The organism is Bremerella alba (assembly GCF_013618625.1).
GTDB classification, from domain to species: Bacteria; Planctomycetota; Planctomycetia; order Pirellulales; family Pirellulaceae; genus Bremerella; species Bremerella alba.
The window spans coordinates 251,332-270,495 of sequence record NZ_JABRWO010000010.1 but is presented as its reverse complement, the minus strand read 5'-3'; the positions used below and the strand labels follow the sequence as shown (position 1 = coordinate 270,495).

The following is a 19,164-nucleotide window of genomic DNA, read 5'->3' as shown; positions in this document are numbered from 1 at the left end:
CCGCCAATACGGTCTTGATGGCGATCATGTTGTCGAAATTTCTTGCTACGACTTTCGCCGAAGCACTGATCATTGCCATTTTCTAAATGGTCATTGGCGCAGTCATCATCAGTGCCTTGATGTGGATCTACTTCGCGACCAGCCCCTAGCAGCAGTTCATGCCTAAGCCACAAACGCCGCGTAATAGAACACCCACCCGGTAACCGCCGTTAGCAGCATGCCCATGGCGGCCAGGCGTGCCCAGAAGATATGCGTTTGGCTGTAGGGGCTTGGTTGGGCCGGGTTGGGGAACTTCGCTAAGCCATGCCAGATGACGAAGATCCATAACAAGGGGGTCGGGATGGCGAACAGCAGGTGAAAGTAAAGCAGGCCGTGGACGGTCGCCGAGCCGAAGCTGGATGGTTCGGCGAGTGCTTCCCAGTCGGTGAAGAAGCGGACATCGATCTCGAAGGCCGTTACTGCAACGAGCAACACCACGCCGGTGATGATTTGGATCCATTTATGCAGCTGATATAGACGACGATAGCGCACCAGATAGATGCTTATTCCCAGCACTAGAATAATACCGAACATCGCCACGAAGACGAAGTCGATCATGATCGAGCCGCGGGTAGGCAGGAAGCCGGCGTTCTGAGCAATCAGCGATACAGTGTTCATCAATGAGCCCCATGGCGAGCTGGCAAATGGATCTTCAATAAAGGTGCTCGCTCCTTTTTACTATCGACACGTCTCGATGATATCACCGAAAGAAATCTTTCCCAGCCCGCTTGAAGTGGGTGTTTCTTGAGGACTTACGGCAATTCAAGGAGCTACTGCTAGCACTTGCGGTTTCTCTCTTGAAACTGGCCTGTCGGTGATTGGATCGTTTTGACATACTCTCGCCCGATAAATTCCCTGGATTCGCTTCCTTGTGAGCCCTTGTATGCGCGAGTTGTCTCTGTTCATTCCTTACGCCGATTGGAACGAATCGATCCGTCAGCAGGTGGAAACGATGACGGACATTTTGCGCGCCATGGACCTTACCAGTGAAGTGATTCTGCTATCTCTTTCGGCCGACTGCCAGGACACCCCGAAGGTTTTTGACCAACGGGAGGGCATTCGGCACGTAGAGATCCATCGGCCGCGGACTTATTCTTCAGCCCTGTTTTGCGGAACTCAGGTAGCTGAAGGAGAACTGATCGTCCATTTACCGGCTGAGACCGGCATTCCGTGTGGCATGCTTCACGGATTGTTGCAGCAGTTGATTCAGCAGGATTTAGTGCTTGTTTCGGCAAGCAATCGCCATGCGCCCAGCCCGGGAATCATTCCCGGTTGGCTAGCAAGGCACATTGGAGGTAACACACGATGGGACGTTTCTCGGTTGGTGTGGGGAGCACGCCGTGAAGCCTTGGTCCGCTTGCCACAGATTCAAGGGCTTAGCCGCGGCTTACCCTTACTGGTTGGCATGCAAGGGTACCGGGTCGCTGTTTGTCCGTCTCATACGATCGGTGGCCAGCCGACGGAATCCTCACCACTTCCCGATTGTTGGTCCTGGAAAGACTGGGCCGGGCACCGCTGGCTACAGCAGCGATGGACCCAAGTCGATTTCAGTGAAGCAAACGGACCTGCAGATATTCATCCGAATCTGCGTGTCGCGTTCTTCGAAGACGAATCACGACGCAAGGCGGGCTAAAAAGGTTGACGGAACCGATGGAGATATTTTTCAGCGTCGGCGAACCGAGCGGCGACCTGCATGGTGCGAATTTAATTCGTGCCCTCAAGTCGCGCCGACCAGACATACAATGCGTTGGCTATGGCGGGCCCAAGATGGCCGAAGCCGGCTGCCAACTTCACGAAGACCTGACGCGTTGGGCCATCATGTGGTTTCTGCGCGCGCTGCTAAACCTGCACAAATTCATTGGCCTCATGTTGCGGGCCAATCGATACTTTCGCGAACACAAGCCAGACGCAGTCGTTTTGATCGACTACCCTGGTTTCAATTGGTGGATCGCCGGCCGCGCGAAAGCGCATGGCATTCCGGTTTTCTACTATGGTACGCCCCAACTATGGGCCTGGGCCGAGTGGCGTGTCGGCAAGATGCGCCGCCTAGTCGATCACGCGTTATGCAAGCTTCCCTTTGAGGAGCAGTGGTATCGTGAGCGTGACTGCAACGCGACCTACGTCGGACATCCCTACTTCGATGAGCTGGAAAACCAGGTTCTCGATATCGACTTCGTCCGCCAGCAAAACGAAAACGCTTCTCCCTTGGTAACGCTGTTGCCAGGCTCGCGTAGTCAAGAGGTCAGCTCGAACCTGCCGGTCTTTTTAGAGACCGCGAAGAAGATCAAAGCGGAAGTCCCTGACGTTCGCTTTGCGATTGCCGCATTCAGCGATAAGCACGCAGCCCTGGCGTTCGAGCACGTCCTGGCATCCGGCGTCGAAGCCGAAGTCCACGTCGACCTGACGCCTGAGCTGATCCACAGTGCGACTTGCTGTTTGGCTTGCAGTGGATCGGTTTCGCTGGAACTGCTGTATCACGAAAAACCTTCGGTGGTGCACTACAAGATCAGCCCGTTTGCCCACTGGGTGCAAAGTCACTTCCGTAAGGTGAAGTACATCACACTGGTGAATCTACTCGCGCGGAACGACTTGTTCTACGACCACGGTTACTACACGTACGACCCCGACGCGCCAGGGGCAGAAGAAGTGGTCTTCCCCGAATATCTCGCCTACACCAATCGCAGCGACGACATGGCAAAGCGAATAGCGGCCTGGGTGAAAGAACCGAGTACAACCCGAAAGACGGTCGAGCAACTACGGACGCTCAAACAACGTGTCGTCGGCCAAGGTGCATCGAGCCACGGCGCAGAATACATCCTTTCGCACCTAGCCCAAAGAAAGATCGCCGGGCCAAGTGTTAAAGCGGCATAAACGCCATCTCTCAAGCCCCGACGAGGCTGAGAAGTCTGAGCCGTCCCATTGAATTCCGATGCACGTCCACGGTTGGCCCAGAGATTTATCTCTGGGTGGCCGCAGGTCACAAGCGGCTCATGCATAGACGTAAACTAAGATAGAATCGTCCCACTTCGTTAAGACCGCATTCATTAGCCGCTTGTCGGCTATGCCGACCCAGAGATAAATCTCTGGGCCAACCGCCTGACGAGCGTCTCTAATGAATCTCCAACGTCTGTCCTGGCTTAAGTACGTGAGGCGTCGCGTTGGTTTCGTGGCGAACCTTGGTAGCCCAGGCAGCGGCATCTTGTTCGATCGGTGGCCATGTATTGTAGTGCCCTGGAATGACATGCTTGGGCTGAAGTAGTTTCACCGCACGAATCGAGTCTTCAATACCCATCGTGTACAGATCGCCAATGGGAATCACGATTGCGTCTAGAACCATCGCGCCGATCAACTTCATATCGCTGAACAAGGCCGTGTCACCGGCGAAGTAAACCTTGTGACCGGCGGCTTCTACAACGAAGCCCGTCGGCATCCCACCATAGGTACCGTCGGGCAGGCTGTTACTATGCAGGGCCAGCGTCATCTTGGCCGATCCGAACGGCAAGTTCACCGTGCCGCCCAAGTTCATGCCGGTAACGTCTTCCACACCTTGGGCGGTCAGCCAGTTGGCCGTTTCATAAATGGTCACAACGTTGGCCTTGGTCCGCTTGGCGATATCGACAATGTCGTACGTGCCGTCTTCTTTCGCGCCAACGTGATCGCCGTGGCCGTGCGTCAGCAAGATGGTATCGGCTTCGACCACGTCAGCAGTAACATCGGCGGCCGGATTGCCTGAGAAGAACGGGTCGACCAAAATTTTGTGGTCGGCCGTATGAAGCGACCAAGTGCCGTGTCCGTGCCAAATGAGCTTGAGCGCCATGAAGGTATCTCCCTGGATTGGATGGGACCGAACAGCAGCCCGCTGTTGATCATCTTCAGTAATTCACTTTCACCACCATAGCGGACGTCGGCGATCGCTGCCAAGTACCGCCTAGATGAAGGTTTAGGGTGTTTTCCCTGCCACTTAGCCATGGTTGTGATCAAGGTGAAAAACCCGATAATTAAGCGCTGCAATCGTAATCAAAATTACCCACCCATCCACTTGTAAGATCGCAAAGAGAGCAACGCCATGGACCAAATCGACCTGGTGCGCAGCCTAAAAACCAAAAACGACACCAAGATCGTCATGTTTGTCGCCGACGGCCTGGGTGGGCTGCCGCACGAACCAGGCGGTAAGACTGAACTGGAAGCCGCCAAGACTCCCAACCTGGATGCCCTAGCCGCCAAGAGCGTACAAGGAGGAAGCATCCCAGTGAAGCCTGGCATCAGCCCTGGCAGCGGGCCTGGTCACTTGGGCCTGTTCGGTTACGATCCGTTGAAGTTTCTGATTGGTCGTGGGGCCTTGGAAGCGACTGGTATCGGTCTACCGCTACAAGAAGGTGACGTCGCCGTTCGCTGCAACTTCTGCACGATCGACGCCGACGGCAAGATTACCGATCGCCGTGCAGGTCGTATTCCGACCGAAGAAAGCGCTCCGCTGGCCGAAAGCCTGAATGCGATCAAGATTCCCGGTGTCGAAGTGATCGTCAAGCCTGTCAAGGAACATCGCTTCGTGGTGATCTTCCGTGGTGGCGATGGCCTGGGTGGTAATGTCGCTGATACCGATCCCCAAGCAACCGGCGTGGTTCCGCTAGACCCTGTCGGTGCCGACGAGGCGAGCAACAAGACGGCTGCCCTGGCCAAGCAGTTCGTTGCAGAAGCCAAGAAGATGCTTAAGGACGAGAAGAAGGCCAACTGCCTGACCATGCGAGGTTTCTCGGCCAAGCCGTCGATTCCTTCGTACGACGAAGTCTACGGACTCAAGGCCGGTGCCATCGCCGTGTACCCGATGTACAAGGGACTAGCGAGCCTGGTCGGCATGGACATCCTGGGTGAAGCCCAGACGTTGGACGAAGAACTGGAAGTCCTGAAGCAGCACTGGGACGACTACGACTTCTTCTTCATCCACTTCAAGTACACCGACTCGAGCGGTGAAGATGGAGATTTCGATGCCAAGGTGAAGCGAACCGAAGAGTTCGACGCTCAGATCCCCAAGGTCTTAGACCTGAACCCGGACGTGCTGATCGTCACCGGCGACCACAGCACCCCGTCGTTTCTGGCCAGCCACAGTTGGCACCCGGTCCCGACCTTGCTGCACTCGAACTGCTGCCGTCCCGACGGTCACACGGTCTTCGGCGAAGCGACGGCCTGTCGCGGTGGATTGGGTCTGTTTGAAGCCCAATACCTGATGACCCTGGCGATGGCCAATGCCGGTCGACTGCAAAAGTACGGTGCTTAAACCGAAGCGATGATTCAAGAGTATAGGGTCCGTCATTTGGCGGACCCTATTTCATTTCGAACCGGGCATCCATCCAGTTCGCGTGGTCTAGCACATCGGCTCCGTCGGCATATTCAACCACCAGGGCGAGACCTTTCATCCCTTGCACCGAGACATCGACATCGAGCGAGGGATGACCGCCGCGGACGATTGGGCTTTCATAAATTGTCTTCCACGACTTGCCGGTCTCGCTGGCAAAGACCTTGAAGATCACACTGCCAGCGCCATCGGTGTCGTCGTCGATACCGACCTTCGCTCGCAGCCGGGTCGCTTGTGGATCGACCTTGTAGGCCAAACGAGAGGTCGCGTGCAAACCGAGTCCCTTCTCGCTGACGTAACCATCGGACTTAAGCGTTCCCCCTTCGACGTTGCGGTCTTTGCGGTAGTCCCAGTTCGCACTCAAGAATCCCAAGCTCTTAAAACTGATCGCGTCCAGATCGCTCAAGTAGCGAACGTCACTACTCACCGGGCGAAGGTAAGCCACGTAGGCAAACGCATTTTCCAGGGACGACGATCGCATGGCGACCCCTGGGCTGAGTCGAATCCGGAGAACATCGTCGCTCAGGGAAAGTTGGGTGGCAATCACCATCGAACCGTCACGCAGGCCCACCCAGACGCCCTGCCCTGGTGTTGGCAACTTGCCGGCTGAGCGAGCGAAGTGAATTTCGGCGATCCGCTTACGGTCCAGTTTCAGCGATTTATCTCCGATCTGAAACTCGACGACCAAGGGAGTCAGGCGACGAAACGTGCCGTCGATGTAGTCGCCGTTGGCCAGCAGCAAACGATCGCGTGTTCCTTGGTAAGCATGAATACGATCGAGCGAGATTTGTGTCTTATCGGAATCCAAGTACGAGCGCAGCAAGATCCCTCGCAACGATCGCAGCGGAAGCTTCATTTCATCCCACAAACGATTGTAGGCGTGTAACTGAATTCCTTCGGTGCGAAGTTCCTTGGCGACGATGCGGGAACCATCTTCAAAGACGACCACGCCATCGCCACGAATCAGTTCAGGGTTACCAAACCGGACCACGTCGGCCGGATCGATCGCTCCGTCGCTAGTCACCCAGTTATCGATGGAGGGTATCTCAGTAATCGCGACGTTGGCTTCCGGCTTGCCGATAGTCACCAGCGGCCCATCGAGACGCGTCTGACCATAGGAGATGGCCGAAGCGAGCGAGATCCACGCGAAGACGAAACTACGAGCAAGCAAAGTCATCACTTCTGGAAGATGGGGAGATAGTTATTGGGAAGTTGCAGCACAATGCAAGCCATCGCGGTGCCGTACTCGGGACAGATGAAGTCGGTCCAGAAACCTTGGGCCGTCTGTCGTTCGGTGAGGACTTCACGAATCATGCGGTAGTATCGATCCCACCGCTGCGTACCGACATGCCAAAATGCCTGGGCCGCGTAATATTGGCCGTAAAAAAAGTGGTTGTTGCCGCGAAAAGTACTTTCCTGGGGCAGGTTGTCGTCAAGGTACTTAAGCGCCCGCTCGACGATTTCTCCTTCATACAACCCCGCACTGTATAGCGCGACAACCCCCGCGGCCGATCGCGGGAACGCGCTGGGACCTCCGCTGAGCATATAGCTGAAACCACCGTCGGCGTTCTGGCTGCGGGTCACGTAATCGATGCAACGATCAACCGTTTCATTAGGGACAAAGATACCTGCGTTTCTGGCCGCACGTAACGCCATCATCTGGCATACCGTCACCGAGATATCGGCTTCGCTGCGTACCGGCTGATACCGCCAGCCACCATCGGCATTCTGCGTGTCGACAATCAATTTCACCGCCGCGCGAACCGTATCGCGAAGCTCGGCGGCGTTGGTCATCCCGTACACTTCAGCCAGAAACAACGTGGCGAAACCGTGCCCGTACATGGGACCATGCGTGCGAGCATTGGGCAACGCGACGAACCCACCGCTTTGCGTGTTGGCCAATAGGTAGTCGAGACATGCTGAAATATTCGCACCATACGGTCCACGGTTAGGTGCACTGCCAGCGGCCATAAACGCGAGGCCAGCCAGGCCGACGACTGCCGTATTGGCGCGGTAGCCATCGGCTCCAAAAGCGCCGCGTTGGGTACCGTCCATCGTTTGCCGCTGGACCAGGTACTGCAGGCCTTGGTCGATGCTCGACTGAACGTCGCGGGTGATCAATCCACGCGAAGTGCGTCGAGACGTGCCACGCCATTCTTGGGCGGATAACAGCGACCCGGCACCGCAACTTCCAGCGGCGACCAAGGCAGACTTCAATAGGGTTCGGCGCGAATATTGGCTCATACGACTTGGTTACTTATTCCTCGATCTCGGCCAGTTTACGGAAATACTCTTGGGTCAACCGCTCGTACTTCGGCAGAAAACGCTCCATCGAACTGTTAGAAATCTGCTTGCGTAAATGAGGTGGCAGGTTGCCCCAAGCCTTCTTTACCAGAGCATCCTGTTCTTCCGGCGAAATGGCGAGGACCTTGGCATCGCGGAGCTTGTCGCTGCTATCCTGGGCGTCTTCGCTGGTTTCTCCAGCTTGCATTTGGGCCTGGCTGGGCTGGGAATCACCCCCTGGTTGCTCTTGCGGTTGCGACTGGCCTTGTCCTTCTTGTTGCTGCTGGGACTGCTGCTGACCAGCTTGTTGTTGCTGTTGTTGCTGACCGCCTTGCTGCTGATTCTGTTGTTGGTTTTGTTGCTGCTGACTTTGCGACTGATCTTGTTGCTGTTGTTGGTTCTGCTGCTGGTTTTGATTTTGGGAATTGCTATTGGATTGGTTTTGGTTGTTCTGATTGTTTTGCTGATCCAGCAGCTTTTCGATCTCTTCGATAATCTCTTGCTGCATCGCCACGGTTTGCGATTCGGCCTGACCTCCAGCGATTCGCTGTTGCACTTCCCGCATCAACCCGCCGATCTTGGTCAGCGCGTCTTCGCCTTGGGCTTGTCCGGTTTGTTCTGCCCCCATGCTGCGAGGTCCCTCCGCTTCGTCGCCTGCATCTTCTTCGCCGCCGACGGCTTCGGCAGAGTCTTTACTTTTCGTCTGCATGCCGGCATCGGTTGGCGGCTTGGTATCGTCCGGTGCTTGCTTGGCTTCTGCGGGTAGATCGATGTCGTCGAACAGATCGCTTCCCAAGTCGTTGAACAATTCTTCGTCCAACGAGGACATCCCGGCCCCATCATCGGCAGACTCTTGAGCTAGTGCCGGGACCGTCCACGTCACGGCCCAGAGGCTGGCGATGATCCAGCACGCGGTGACCAATCGTTTAGACATCGTTGTCCTCCTCTTGCTCGGCGTCGGCAGGCTCGGCTGGTTCGATATCGGGCAAGTTCTCGGGGTCGAAAATTCCTTCTTCGGTGTTCTTAATCAGGTTCAACGTCATCTCGGACAGCCGCCCCTGTTCACCGGCAAGACGAGACAATTCGGCCTGATCGACAGGGTTGGCTTCCTTCTCAATCTGTTCGCCCAACGTCTGTGTGCGTGATTTGAGGGCCTCTTGCATCATCTTCAACAGTCGCAGTTGAGCCGTTTGGCTGATCCCATCTTGGCTTCCCTGCTGTTGTTGTTGCTGCTGTTGATCTTGTTGCGACTGGTCTTCCTGCAGTTGGTTCTCGGAGTTTTGCTGCTTTTCTTCCTCTTCCATGGCGGCAATCAATTGTTCGAGCCGCTGAACGGCTTCTTCGGCCAACGAAAGTATTCTTGCGTCGATCTCGCCGGTGTCCAGCAAGCGTGAAAGATCGGTCGTGACTTCGGCGGTCAAATGCAGCGAAAGGTGGTACACCTCGGCCTTGGCAATCGACTCCGCGAACGAACGAATCTCGTCGGTCAGGGTCGCTTGTTCCAGCGAGATCCCCTCCAGCGTTTGCTTTTGCGCTGGGGAGAGTTGGCCGCTTTTCTTTTTCAGCTCGTCCAGGCGAACTAGTTCGTCCCGAATGCGGGTTTGACGAATGATCAGCTGTTCGATCGACTGCATGAGCTTGGCAGCTTGTTCCTGGGCCAGGTCCTGCTCGACCTGTTCTTGACGCTGTTGTAGCTCTTGCTGAGCTTCTTCCAGGTCTTTCTGAGCCTGCTTGATTTCATCTTGAAGCTGTTGTGTGTCGCTATTTTGGGCATTCTTGGCAGCCTCTTCTAAGCGTTCGGCCGCGTCACGAACCTTCTGGGCCGCTTTGTTGGCGGAAAGCCGCTCGAGCTTGCGAGCCAGACGTTCGGCTTGCTGCTGCATCTGCTGGGCCTGTTGCGTCAGGTTCTCGAGTTGCTTCTGCTGCGATTGCTGCGAGTCGGCAGCGCCAGACTGCATTTGTGCTTCATCCGCTTTGCTTTTCAACTGCTTTTGACGGTCTTGTAGCTCTGCCAATTCCTGCTGGGCCTCGTCCAGCTTTCGCTTCAGTTCTTTCTTGTCGGTCTCGCGGCGGTTTTGCAGCGTGTCGAGCACATCCTCGAGCGACTTTTCGACCTGCTGCTGCGACTCTTTGGCAGAAGAAAGCTGGTTCTGCTCGATTCGTTGGCCGGCCTGACGCATCCGCTGCGAGACGGCGGCATCCCGATTTTCGTTGATGGCATCCTTGAGCGTATTGGCGACCTCTTCACTTTCCGGGTCGTTCTGCATCATGTCTCGCATGCGGGACTGAATGCGATCGAGTTCGCCGGCCAGATTCGATTGCTCTTCGGCCATCTGCTTCAAGTCGGCACGATCCTCTGGTGACATCTGCTCGATATCTTGACCAAGCGTTTCGGTCTGCTTCGCTTCGGTGCGTTTTTCAATATCTTTCTGGCGATTGGCCACGTCTCGTACGTCCATGGCGAAGCGGCGGAAAGTATCCCACTTGTTCAGGTCGTTCTGCCAGTCTTGCAGTTGACCAGCGACGTTCTCTTGCCGCTGGCCAATCTCATCGAGCTGCTGCCGGGTACGCTCGGCCTCCTGCTTTTCCGCTTCGGGCGAACCTTCGACAGCTGATGGTGACTCCATAGGCTGCTCGGCCTTTTTATCGTCTTCGGGAGGACTCTTTTCGTTACCTTCGGCTTTATCATCGCCATCCGCAGGCTTGCCCAGGCTGTCTTCCGTGGGTGCTTGGTCAGCGCCAGAACCTTTTTGATCAGCTTGTCCCTCTTGTTGAATCTTCTCGTCACCCCTGTTATCGCCGGAACGCTCGCCCATGGTTGTTTCCGACGGGGTTGCGCCCTCTGACGACTCGGCAGGTGACTCGCTATTGCGCGGAGTTTGACGACGCAGTTGGGTGATTTTCGATTCGATCGGCGTTAATTCCGAATCGGCGATTGCTTCGATCTTGTCCTTCAGATCCTGTAATATGTCGGACGCGTCGTGATCGGTCTGGCGGTTTTGCTGCAACTCTTCCAACAGTTCGCTAATCCGTTTGGCAGCGCTATCGCGACCGGTCACCAGCTTCTCGCGCACGTTCTTCTGGTTTTGTTCCCCGTTTTGCAGGTTAGCGAATTCGGCCGGCCCTAGCGGTGAACCTTCTTCCAACTTGATTTCGACGCTGCGGGTCTGTTGTCGGGCATCTTGCTGCAGACGGCGGGCCTCGGCAATCTTGGAAATGATCTCACGTTGTTGCCGGTTCACGCGTTGTTCGAGTTGTTCATCGGAGATGATCGTGATGATCCGCGGCAGGCTCGTCCCGGTTTGTGGTTGGTAGTCGGTCGCGACAAGGGTCAGCTCCAAAATGGTGCCGGGCGTCAAACCATCCAACTCAGAGAAATCGAGCGTGTGGCTAATCTCCAGGTCTTCGGCCAGCCCCATCGCCAGGTTACTGGGGGGCGACTCGAAGGGACGATCTTCCGGACCTGTGAAAAGTGACTGCTCGATCAGCACTGACTTATCTGCCTGCTTCTTAACGACCAGCTTCACGTCGTGCGTCTGTAGGTCATCGCGGACGCCTGCGGAAAGCTTCAGCAGCGCCGACGGCGTAAGCGACGTATTACGATCAGGCTGAATCCACGAAACGATCGGGGCTTTGTCTGGGATCACACGCACCGGAAAGCGTCGCCCTTCGGCTTTCTTCAGGCCCGACTCGACGGTCACCTCAATCCAATAGCTACCGCTGGCCGCGAGTACCGGCCCCTGGGGTGGTCCGTCCTCGGCGGTAGTTTGCGGCGTAGAAAAGCTGTAGCCATCTTCGCCGATCACCAGGGGAAACACATCTGACTTGCCAGCGGCCTCGAACATGAACTGAGCCTTGGTGATCTTCTGGTCGACCTTGCCAAACAGCAGCGTGGTCGTTCCTTCTAGAGCGATGATCGAGCGTGGCGATTGGCTGGGTAGCCAACGTGTATATTCCGGTGGGACCAGGGTAACTTGCACGTCTGAGAACTTGGGCGGCTTCACTACTTCGACCGCATGCCAGTTCATGGTGTCGTCGTCGCCCCCTTCGACACGAAACTCGAAGGCCCGTTGAATGCCGTCCAACTGGTAAACCATGCGATTGGCTTCCAGGTCGAGTTGCATGGGGTGCGTCATCGGCCGGCCATCGGCTTCGTAGCGGACCTGCAGTTCGACCATTTCCGGCAGATTTCGATTGTGGTCTTCGACTTCGATCACCGCGCGGCCACCCAACGAGACCACTTCCGGCGGGTCGATCAGGGCCAGGTTATTTTGCCGGGGCCACTCGATCGTCTTCCACGGCATGGCCAGACGCGACACGGCCGTTCCAAATTGCTGCGGCGAAAAGAGCAACACCGATACCCCGACAAACATGACCCCGAACAGGACATACATCGCGTTGTTGGCCAATTGGCGGTTGAGCGCGACCGACAAGTCGGTGTAGGTCAGCGTGTCCGCCATTTCGCTAATGTGCTTGCGGCGGAAGTAGACTGAACTTCCAGCGGCGTCCTCTTCGTTCTGCTCGAGAAAGAAGAGCGCGCTCGATATTTTGTCGCGCAGTTCCGGAAAGAACTGCTCGATACGCTGGGCGATCTGTTGCAGCGACGGCGACCATTTCCAAGCCGGAACAATCCACCACACGACCGCGAACACCAACCCGCCGAACGTCACGAGCGACAGAAACCAACGCGTCCCGATGTCGTCTTGCCGCAAGAGATAGTCGAACAGCGTCATTCCCAGCAGAAGGAGCAGTCCGGCCGCCAGGCCCCAGGCCAGTCCGCGCAGACGAACCCGCCGCATCGCCCCGCGACGTGCTTCTTCGACTCGCTGCACCACCAGGTGATGCACCGAGGGGTCGTTCGATTTTTGTGCGTCGGATGCCATCCGTATCGATCCTCAGGGAAAACTAAACCAGGCCCATACGCTTTCGCAGAACCCACTCACCAATTAATAGTGTGACGAACAACAGGGCAAGTTTCCAGGAATTCCAAAGCGGCTCTGGAGGCAAGGTCTGAATTCGTACCTGTCGCCCTCGTGGTAGGGCTTCTAACAACGAGTCCGCCTCCAAAAACGAAAAATACTCGCCCCGTGTTGAAGAGGCCGTCTGGCGGAGTTCAGCCAAATCCATGTCCAAACGGGTCATTTCTCCGGCGACCGGCTCGACGGTGAACTGCGTCGAAGGGGGTTCGGTTTCGCCGGAATCTCCTCGCAACAGCGGCTGCACGATCCACAACCGATGATCACCGGCGGTCAGCCCTGGAATGGTCGCTTCAAATAAATCTCGATTGCCGGCCACGCGCGACATGGTGATCGTCCGCGTTCTTCCGTCAGGCTTCTCGAGCGTCAGTTGGACGCCGTCGTCTGCCGGCGGTGCTTCACTTTCGTCGAAGAAACGTACCCGTACGGTGGCCGACTCGCCGGTGCGATAGGTGGAGCGATCGACCGTAATTTCGACCGAGCCATCCGAATCGAGCAGGCTGGAACGGGCCAGGTAGCGAATGGCCTGCATCCAAAATTCGTCGTGATAGTCCCATCGCCATAGGTCGTCGCTGCCCAGGAACATCACCTTCCCACGACCGATAAACTGCTGCGTCAGCAGCGGTTGTTTTGATCCGTCGGGTCGCGTTGCATTAGCCAACGTTTGGGCTCCCGGCTTGAGATGCTCGATCGGCACGTGCCAGTACACCTGGTTCATACCCCGCCACGCGGCGATGGTGTCGGCCGGCATTTCGGTGACCTGCAGTGGCAACGTGTTCAGGCCCAGGTCCGACAGTTCAACCGGGATAGGCTGGACGTAGGCCTGATCGGGGTCAGACCGGCGGGCATCATCCAATGAGAACGGCAGCAAGCTGGCCAGCGGTGTCGAGCGATAGTCCCACGGCAAATAGAACTGCCCACCGACGAAGATCAACCCGCCTCCTTTGACCTGCACAAAGTCTTGCAGATTCTGCAGTTGTTCGCGGCTGAGAAACGCCGGATTGACGTCACCCATGATGACGACATCGTAGTCGAACAATTCTTCGCGTGTGCCGGGAAACGCGACCTGAGCGGTTTCGTCCTGATCGGCGTAAGACTGATCGGCGTCTTGCAAAATGGTAGTCAATTCGAACGCTTTTTCGTCTTCGCCGGAAACGGGGCTGCGTTTCAATTGCCGTTCAAGCAGCATCTTCAGAAAGCGGAACTGAAACCGAGGATAGGCCTGGACGTACAGCACGCGGATGGTCGCGTCGAGGACTTTGACTTTACGCGTCACCGAAAAGTTGTCATCGGCTGTGCTGCCATCTTCGATCTCGGCTCGGACCACGTAATCGAATTCGCCCACTTCTTCCGGGCGAAACTGCAAGCGAATCTCGCGCGTGACGCGTTCAGCCGGGAGGGTAACGTTCTGCTCATTAAGAGTAAGACTGGGGTTCTCCCGATCGGCGACCGAAAGCCGCACCGATTCGCCGGCCATCCCTTGGGCCGACAGACGCACCACAAACGTCAGCGTATCTCCCACAAATGCGATCGGATCGACAACCACTTCTTCGATTCGTAGATCGCGCGAAAGCTGCTGGCTACCGATCCCAATCGGAAAGATAGGCACACCCCGCAATGCGGCTTGTTGGGCACCTTCGGAAAGGCTCGGCCCTTCAATTGTCACTCCGTCACTTAGCAGTACGATGGCCGCCGTCGGACGACCGCGTTGTTGTTCCAAGATTTGGGACAAACTAGTGCCCAGGCGACTAACCTGGCCATCGGGCGTTGCCGACTGAAGCAGCTCGGTAAACTGATCGTCGGGCACGGTTAGTGCCCGACCTGATTCCCCCATCCAATAGGTTCGCACGTTGTAGCGATCGCGAAGCTTGGCCATCAGCGATTCGTTGTTTTCCAGAAGCAGCGTACGGGCCTGATTCCAGCGAGTCGGCTCGCCTAGGTTCGCCGCATCTACGCGTGACCGAATGAGGGACTCGTCTCCCGGCGAGAACGTATCGAGGTGCGACATACTTTCGGTATCGTCGACCGCAATCACCAGGTCGGGGGCATCGGTCTGAAACGGCTGTTGCTGCAGTCCATACAGCATGAACAAAACAATTCCCACCAGCGTTAGCCTGACGGCCAACAGCATGGCCCACTTGGGGATGGCGCGTTGTAGGTTCTCCTTGCGGTAGATCCAACCGAAGAAAACAACCGCTGCAATGACCAGAACCAACGTGACCCAAGCCGCCCACGGAGGTGCCCATTGCAGGGTCACTTCCATGGTGGAATCGGTCGCCGGACTTTCATCCGCCAAGGTCCACCGAACGAGTTGTCGCCATGCGTCGTTCATCGTGCGGCGGCCCCAAATCGATAGGCCAAGAAGCTCTCAAAAAACATTAATCCCATCACCAGCACCAACGCATAACGAAACAGTTCGATCGACGACGGCACCGAGGCGACCTGGCCACTGGTGGTCGGGTCTAAGCCGCGATCGCCGGGCTGCAGCGACGGCGGCACGTTGTCCATGGGCACCCGGCTCAAGTCGCTTTCGCGGGTATCGGCGTTAACGGCAAACTCGACCTTGGCGGTGGCCTCGTTGGAAAGGATCTTCGAGCGATAGATGCCGATCTGATCGGTTCCAGCAAATGCCCAGAACAGGCGATCGTCGCGGGCCACCGCTTCGATGCGACTTGTCTGGTCGTCCGGCAAGATCAATTCGATCAGATTCGCGCCGGGGTCTCCTTCAATGACCCCCTCAAACACATCTCCTAGCTCACGATTGCGACGATCGAACTGAGAAGCGACTGCCAACGAGAGGGACTCTTGAACCAGCGGTGGGAAGCTGGGCCAGGTCGGAAAGACGGTCCAGGCAGCGGGCGGATCGAGCGAACGATCGACTGAATCGGTACTGGCCGGAAGGCAAAACACAAGCACGTTGCCACCTAACCGCGTAGCGACGGCATTTTCTTTGTCGGTCGAAAGTGTTTGATAACGCGACGTCACAATCGCCGGGTCTCCGCTGCCAAACCAGAGGGCCGTTTGCGCGGCAGAATTTTCACCGGTGGTGACCTTAAAGTAGTTCCAGATCGGCGTCGTTAACAGGCCGCCGGCTTGCTGTCCGCGAAAGGGTTCCAGCAGCGGGCTCTCGTATTGGCGGGGATCCAAAAAGTATTCGCCGCGCGGGGTCGGACCATCCAGCTTGATATCGATTATCGGAGCCGACGCATCATTGCCGCGGGCCAGAGCCGCGTTGTAGCTGGCCGCATGCACGCGGTCTCCTAGGAACATCACCAGACCGCCACCACGCTCGACGAATGCACGAAGAACGGCGGCTTCATCCGGGGCGATTCGGGCCACGTTAGATAGGTAGACCGCGTCGTAGGCCAACAGATCGACATCCATCATCGCCGAGGCCCGCATTGTCTCTACTTTGATCGGCGACTGGATCGCCCCGGAAGGATCGAGGGCCAGTTTCAGGAATTTGAGCGAAGGGACATCGTCGGCCAGGCACAAGATGCGTAGCTGCGGTTTCACTTCCACGGCTAGATACCGCCGATTATCCGTATCGAGCAGATCATTTTCTAAACGAAATTCAACCGCATGCGTGCCAGGCAGACTGAAGACCGTGTTCATCTCGACCGACACGATCTGGTTATCGACAAATGGCACGACCTTCTGCGAGACGAGACGACCATCGACAAACATCTGCACCACCTGACTAGGAAGCTGCGAGGCGTTGTCGCACGAAAGCTCGACCCGAAACCGGGCCGACTCGTCCGGCGTTAAGTACGGCGTAAGCTGCGTCGCGTCGATGATTGCGCTGTTGGTCGTTTGTGGTTGGCCGACGTCGAATGTCCGCACGATGGCCAACTCTTCGATCTTCGCGAGTAACTGCTCGTTGGTTTGCGAAGCCGCCTCTTTCCAAGTCACGTCGCCGTAGTCGGTCAAAATGCAAACCTGAGCGCGACGTAAGCGAGGGAAATCGCGGGTAGCCATTCGCAGCGTGCCTTCGATTTCGGCCAGGGAAAGATCGAGCACCGCGACGCCTGGGTCGATCTCGATCTGGTCGAGTTCCCGCAGCACGTCATTGGGGTCGAACGCGGGCTCGGAAATGATTCCCTTGGCCGTGCGGCCCATGGTCATAAGCGTGAACCCATCTCCTTCGCCCGCTTCGTTGACAATCCGTCGGGCGAGGTCCTTGGCCTGATCAAGTCGCGTCTGACCGTCTTCGCCGTAGTCCATGCTGTACGATTGATCGATTACCAAGACAGTGTGTGTGGCCGAGCCAGGACCGCCAAAGCCATTGATACCTGAACCGCCGGTGCACGAGATGTCGGCCATGGCAATCGCAAAGAACAACAAGATCGCGCAGCGGACCAGCAGCAACAACAGCTGCTCGACTTGGATGCGGCGACGGTTCTTCTTCATCGCGGCTAGCAGAAACTTCATCGCAGCCCAATCCGTTTCGCGATAGCGACGACGATTCCACAGATGAATGAGAATCGGCGCTACGGCGGCCAATCCCCACAACAACATCGTCGCACTGGAAAAAGCGAAAGGATTCACTGGGCTATCAAGCGTTTCGTTGGATTGGGCTATACGAGCCGGGCATTGCGATGGTTGAAAAAGTTACGAAGGACAGCGTCGAAAGGTTGGTCGGTACGGATCTGAGCATAGTCCATCTGGTTGGCCAACGACTTACTGCGAAGATCGTTGACGAAGGCCTCGATCTCTTCGCGATACGCTTTGCGAACCGAGATCGGATCGGCCATCAATTCAGGAAATGCCTCCAGTCCGTGAAACATGGTGGGGCGGTCAAAGGGGAAATCGAGTTCGGCCGGATCGAGCACTTGCATCAAGATGATATCATGCTTGCGAAACCGCAGGTGCTTCAGCCCGGCCATGATCGAGTCGACGTCGTCAAAGAAGTCGCTTAGCACGATCACTAAGCCCCGACGATTGAGCCGGCCGGATAGTTCGTGCAAAAGGGGACCGATCTGTGTTTTCTCTTTCGACTCAGCCGTTTGCAACACGTCGATCACCTGCTGCAATTGCACCGGGCTACCGCTGGGGGGCACCAGCGAACGAACTTGCTCGTCAAAGGTCACCAGACCAACGGCGTCTTGCTGCTGCAAAACTAACCAGGCCAGCGTCGCCCCAATGCACTGGGCGTATTCCAGCTTGCTCATCGCAGCGTCCGCGCTTTTGTAGCGCATACTTTCGCTGACATCAACCACCAGGTTGCAGATGAGGTTTGTCTCGTCCTCGAACTGTTTGATGTAGTACTTGTCGGTTCGACCAAGGACTTTCCAGTCGAGATAGCGCAGATCGTCCCCAGGCGCGTAATCGCGATGCTCGGCGAATTCGATCGAAAACCCACGATGCGGGCTACGATGCGAGCCGGCGATCAGCCCTTCCACGATGTGCTTGGCCCGGAGCCGCAGCCCCTGGACTTTAGCCAGCGTCTGAGGATCTAAAAGCGTCGACAAATTGCTGGTCCTCTACCGTGGTGGGAATATTTTCCAAAAGCTGCTGGACGACATGATCGGTCGTGATGCCTTCGGCGTCGGCGTTGAAACTGGTTCGAATGCGGTGCCGTAAAACGGGCAACGCGACAGCTTTGACGTCGTCGGTCGTTGCAAATTCACGACCTTGTAAAATGGCCCGAGCCTTGGCACCAAGCACCAGGAACTGACTGGCCCGCGGGCCGGCACCCCACTGGATGTACGGTTCCATCTTCGACGGAATATCGTTGCCGCGGCGCGTCATACGTACCAGACGAATCGCATACTGAGCCACCGGATCGGCCACCGGCACGCGCCGCACGACTTGCGACAGCTGCATGATTTCTTCGCCCGATAAGAGCGGCGAGATTTCGGTGTCGATGTCGGCGGTCGTTCGCTTGACGATCTCTAACTCTTCCAACTCAGAGGGATAGTCGATCCGCACGTTGAACATGAATCGGTCGAGCTGCGCTTCGGGAAGCGGGTAGGTGCCTTCCTGCTCGATCGGGTTTTGCGTGGCCAGTACGAAGAACGGCTTTGGCAGCGTGTGCTTCGAGCCGCCGGCAGTGACCTGTTTCTCCTGCATCGACTCTAATAAGGCGGCCTGCGTTTTGGGGGGCGTTCGGTTGATTTCGTCGGCCAAGATGACGTTACTGAAGATCGGCCCCGGGATGAAGCGGAACGCTCGCTCGCCGGTCGTGCGGTTCTCTTGAATGATTTCCGTACCAGTAATATCCGACGGCATCAAATCTGGCGTGAACTGAATACGATTGAACTGAAGGTGCAGCGCGCTGGCCAGCGAGCGGACCATTAACGTTTTCGCCAGGCCCGGCACCCCTTCCAACAGGCAATGACCGCCAGCGAACAAGGCGATCAGCAGTTGTTCGATGACTTCTTCCTGACCGACAATCACGCGGCCAATTTCGCGTTGCAGAAGTTCATACGCCTCGGCCAGTCGGGCGGCGGCAGCGGCATCATTTTCGCTCGTCATTCGATCGTTGTCCGTAGGAAATCAATTGCGGAAAGG

The 19,164-nt window shown here is 56.7% G+C and carries 13 protein-coding genes; 3 read left to right on the top strand and 10 right to left on the bottom strand.

What is annotated here, in order from left to right; all coding sequences use genetic code 11:
• Window positions 1-162 precede the first annotated feature (162 nt).
• On the bottom strand, window positions 163-657 hold the full coding sequence (locus HOV93_RS18345; protein ID WP_207397980.1) for a DUF420 domain-containing protein: 495 nt from the start codon (window positions 655-657) through the stop codon (window positions 163-165).
• Between the two features lie 265 nt (window positions 658-922).
• Between HOV93_RS18345 and HOV93_RS18340 the strand changes: the two genes are divergently transcribed.
• Both HOV93_RS18340 and lpxB read left to right on the top strand, forming a co-directional pair.
• Window positions 923-1,672, top strand: a complete 750-nt coding sequence (locus HOV93_RS18340; RefSeq protein ID WP_207397979.1) for a hypothetical protein — start codon at window positions 923-925, stop codon at window positions 1,670-1,672.
• Between the two features lie 17 nt (window positions 1,673-1,689).
• Window positions 1,690-2,910, top strand: coding sequence for a lipid-A-disaccharide synthase (gene lpxB / locus HOV93_RS18335; RefSeq protein ID WP_207397978.1), 1,221 nt, complete (start codon window positions 1,690-1,692; stop codon window positions 2,908-2,910).
• A gap of 238 nt (window positions 2,911-3,148) precedes the next feature.
• On the opposite strand, the gene HOV93_RS18330 is transcribed toward lpxB, so the two are convergent.
• Window positions 3,149-3,856 (bottom strand): metal-dependent hydrolase, encoded by a 708-nt coding sequence (locus HOV93_RS18330; RefSeq protein WP_207397977.1) that lies wholly within the window; start codon window positions 3,854-3,856, stop codon window positions 3,149-3,151.
• 249 nt (window positions 3,857-4,105) lie between these two features.
• Between HOV93_RS18330 and HOV93_RS18325 the strand changes: the two genes are divergently transcribed.
• Window positions 4,106-5,314 (top strand): 2,3-bisphosphoglycerate-independent phosphoglycerate mutase, encoded by a 1,209-nt coding sequence (locus tag HOV93_RS18325; RefSeq protein ID WP_207397976.1) that lies wholly within the window; start codon window positions 4,106-4,108, stop codon window positions 5,312-5,314.
• Between the two features lie 46 nt (window positions 5,315-5,360).
• Here the strand turns inward: HOV93_RS18325 and HOV93_RS18320 are convergent, their stop codons facing one another.
• From HOV93_RS18320 to HOV93_RS18285, 8 genes are read right to left on the bottom strand one after another with little or no spacing between them, the layout of a single operon-like run.
• On the bottom strand, window positions 5,361-6,569 hold the full coding sequence (locus tag HOV93_RS18320) for an NPCBM/NEW2 domain-containing protein (protein WP_207397975.1): 1,209 nt from the start codon (window positions 6,567-6,569) through the stop codon (window positions 5,361-5,363).
• Entirely contained in the window at window positions 6,569-7,636 is a 1,068-nt protein-coding gene (locus HOV93_RS18315; RefSeq protein WP_207397974.1) for a prenyltransferase/squalene oxidase repeat-containing protein, read from the bottom strand. The genes HOV93_RS18320 and HOV93_RS18315 overlap by 1 nt, the downstream gene beginning before the upstream one ends.
• Before the next feature lie 13 nt (window positions 7,637-7,649).
• Complete coding sequence (locus tag HOV93_RS18310; RefSeq protein ID WP_207397973.1) at window positions 7,650-8,609, bottom strand: hypothetical protein; 960 nt, start codon at window positions 8,607-8,609, stop codon at window positions 7,650-7,652.
• On the bottom strand, window positions 8,602-12,558 hold the full coding sequence (locus HOV93_RS18305) for a DUF4175 family protein (protein WP_207397972.1): 3,957 nt from the start codon (window positions 12,556-12,558) through the stop codon (window positions 8,602-8,604). The genes HOV93_RS18310 and HOV93_RS18305 overlap by 8 nt, the downstream gene beginning before the upstream one ends.
• A gap of 22 nt (window positions 12,559-12,580) precedes the next feature.
• Window positions 12,581-14,983, bottom strand: coding sequence for a hypothetical protein (locus HOV93_RS18300; RefSeq protein ID WP_207397971.1), 2,403 nt, complete (start codon window positions 14,981-14,983; stop codon window positions 12,581-12,583).
• Complete coding sequence (locus tag HOV93_RS18295) at window positions 14,980-17,199, bottom strand: BatA domain-containing protein (protein ID WP_207397970.1); 2,220 nt, start codon at window positions 17,197-17,199, stop codon at window positions 14,980-14,982. Before HOV93_RS18295 ends, HOV93_RS18300 begins: the two co-directional genes overlap by 4 nt.
• Window positions 17,200-17,228: 29 nt before the next feature.
• Window positions 17,229-18,122, bottom strand: coding sequence for a DUF58 domain-containing protein (locus tag HOV93_RS18290; RefSeq protein WP_207397969.1), 894 nt, complete (start codon window positions 18,120-18,122; stop codon window positions 17,229-17,231).
• Window positions 18,088-19,128 (bottom strand): AAA family ATPase, encoded by a 1,041-nt coding sequence (locus HOV93_RS18285; protein ID WP_207397968.1) that lies wholly within the window; start codon window positions 19,126-19,128, stop codon window positions 18,088-18,090. The genes HOV93_RS18290 and HOV93_RS18285 overlap by 35 nt, the downstream gene beginning before the upstream one ends.
• Window positions 19,129-19,164 lie beyond the last annotated feature (36 nt).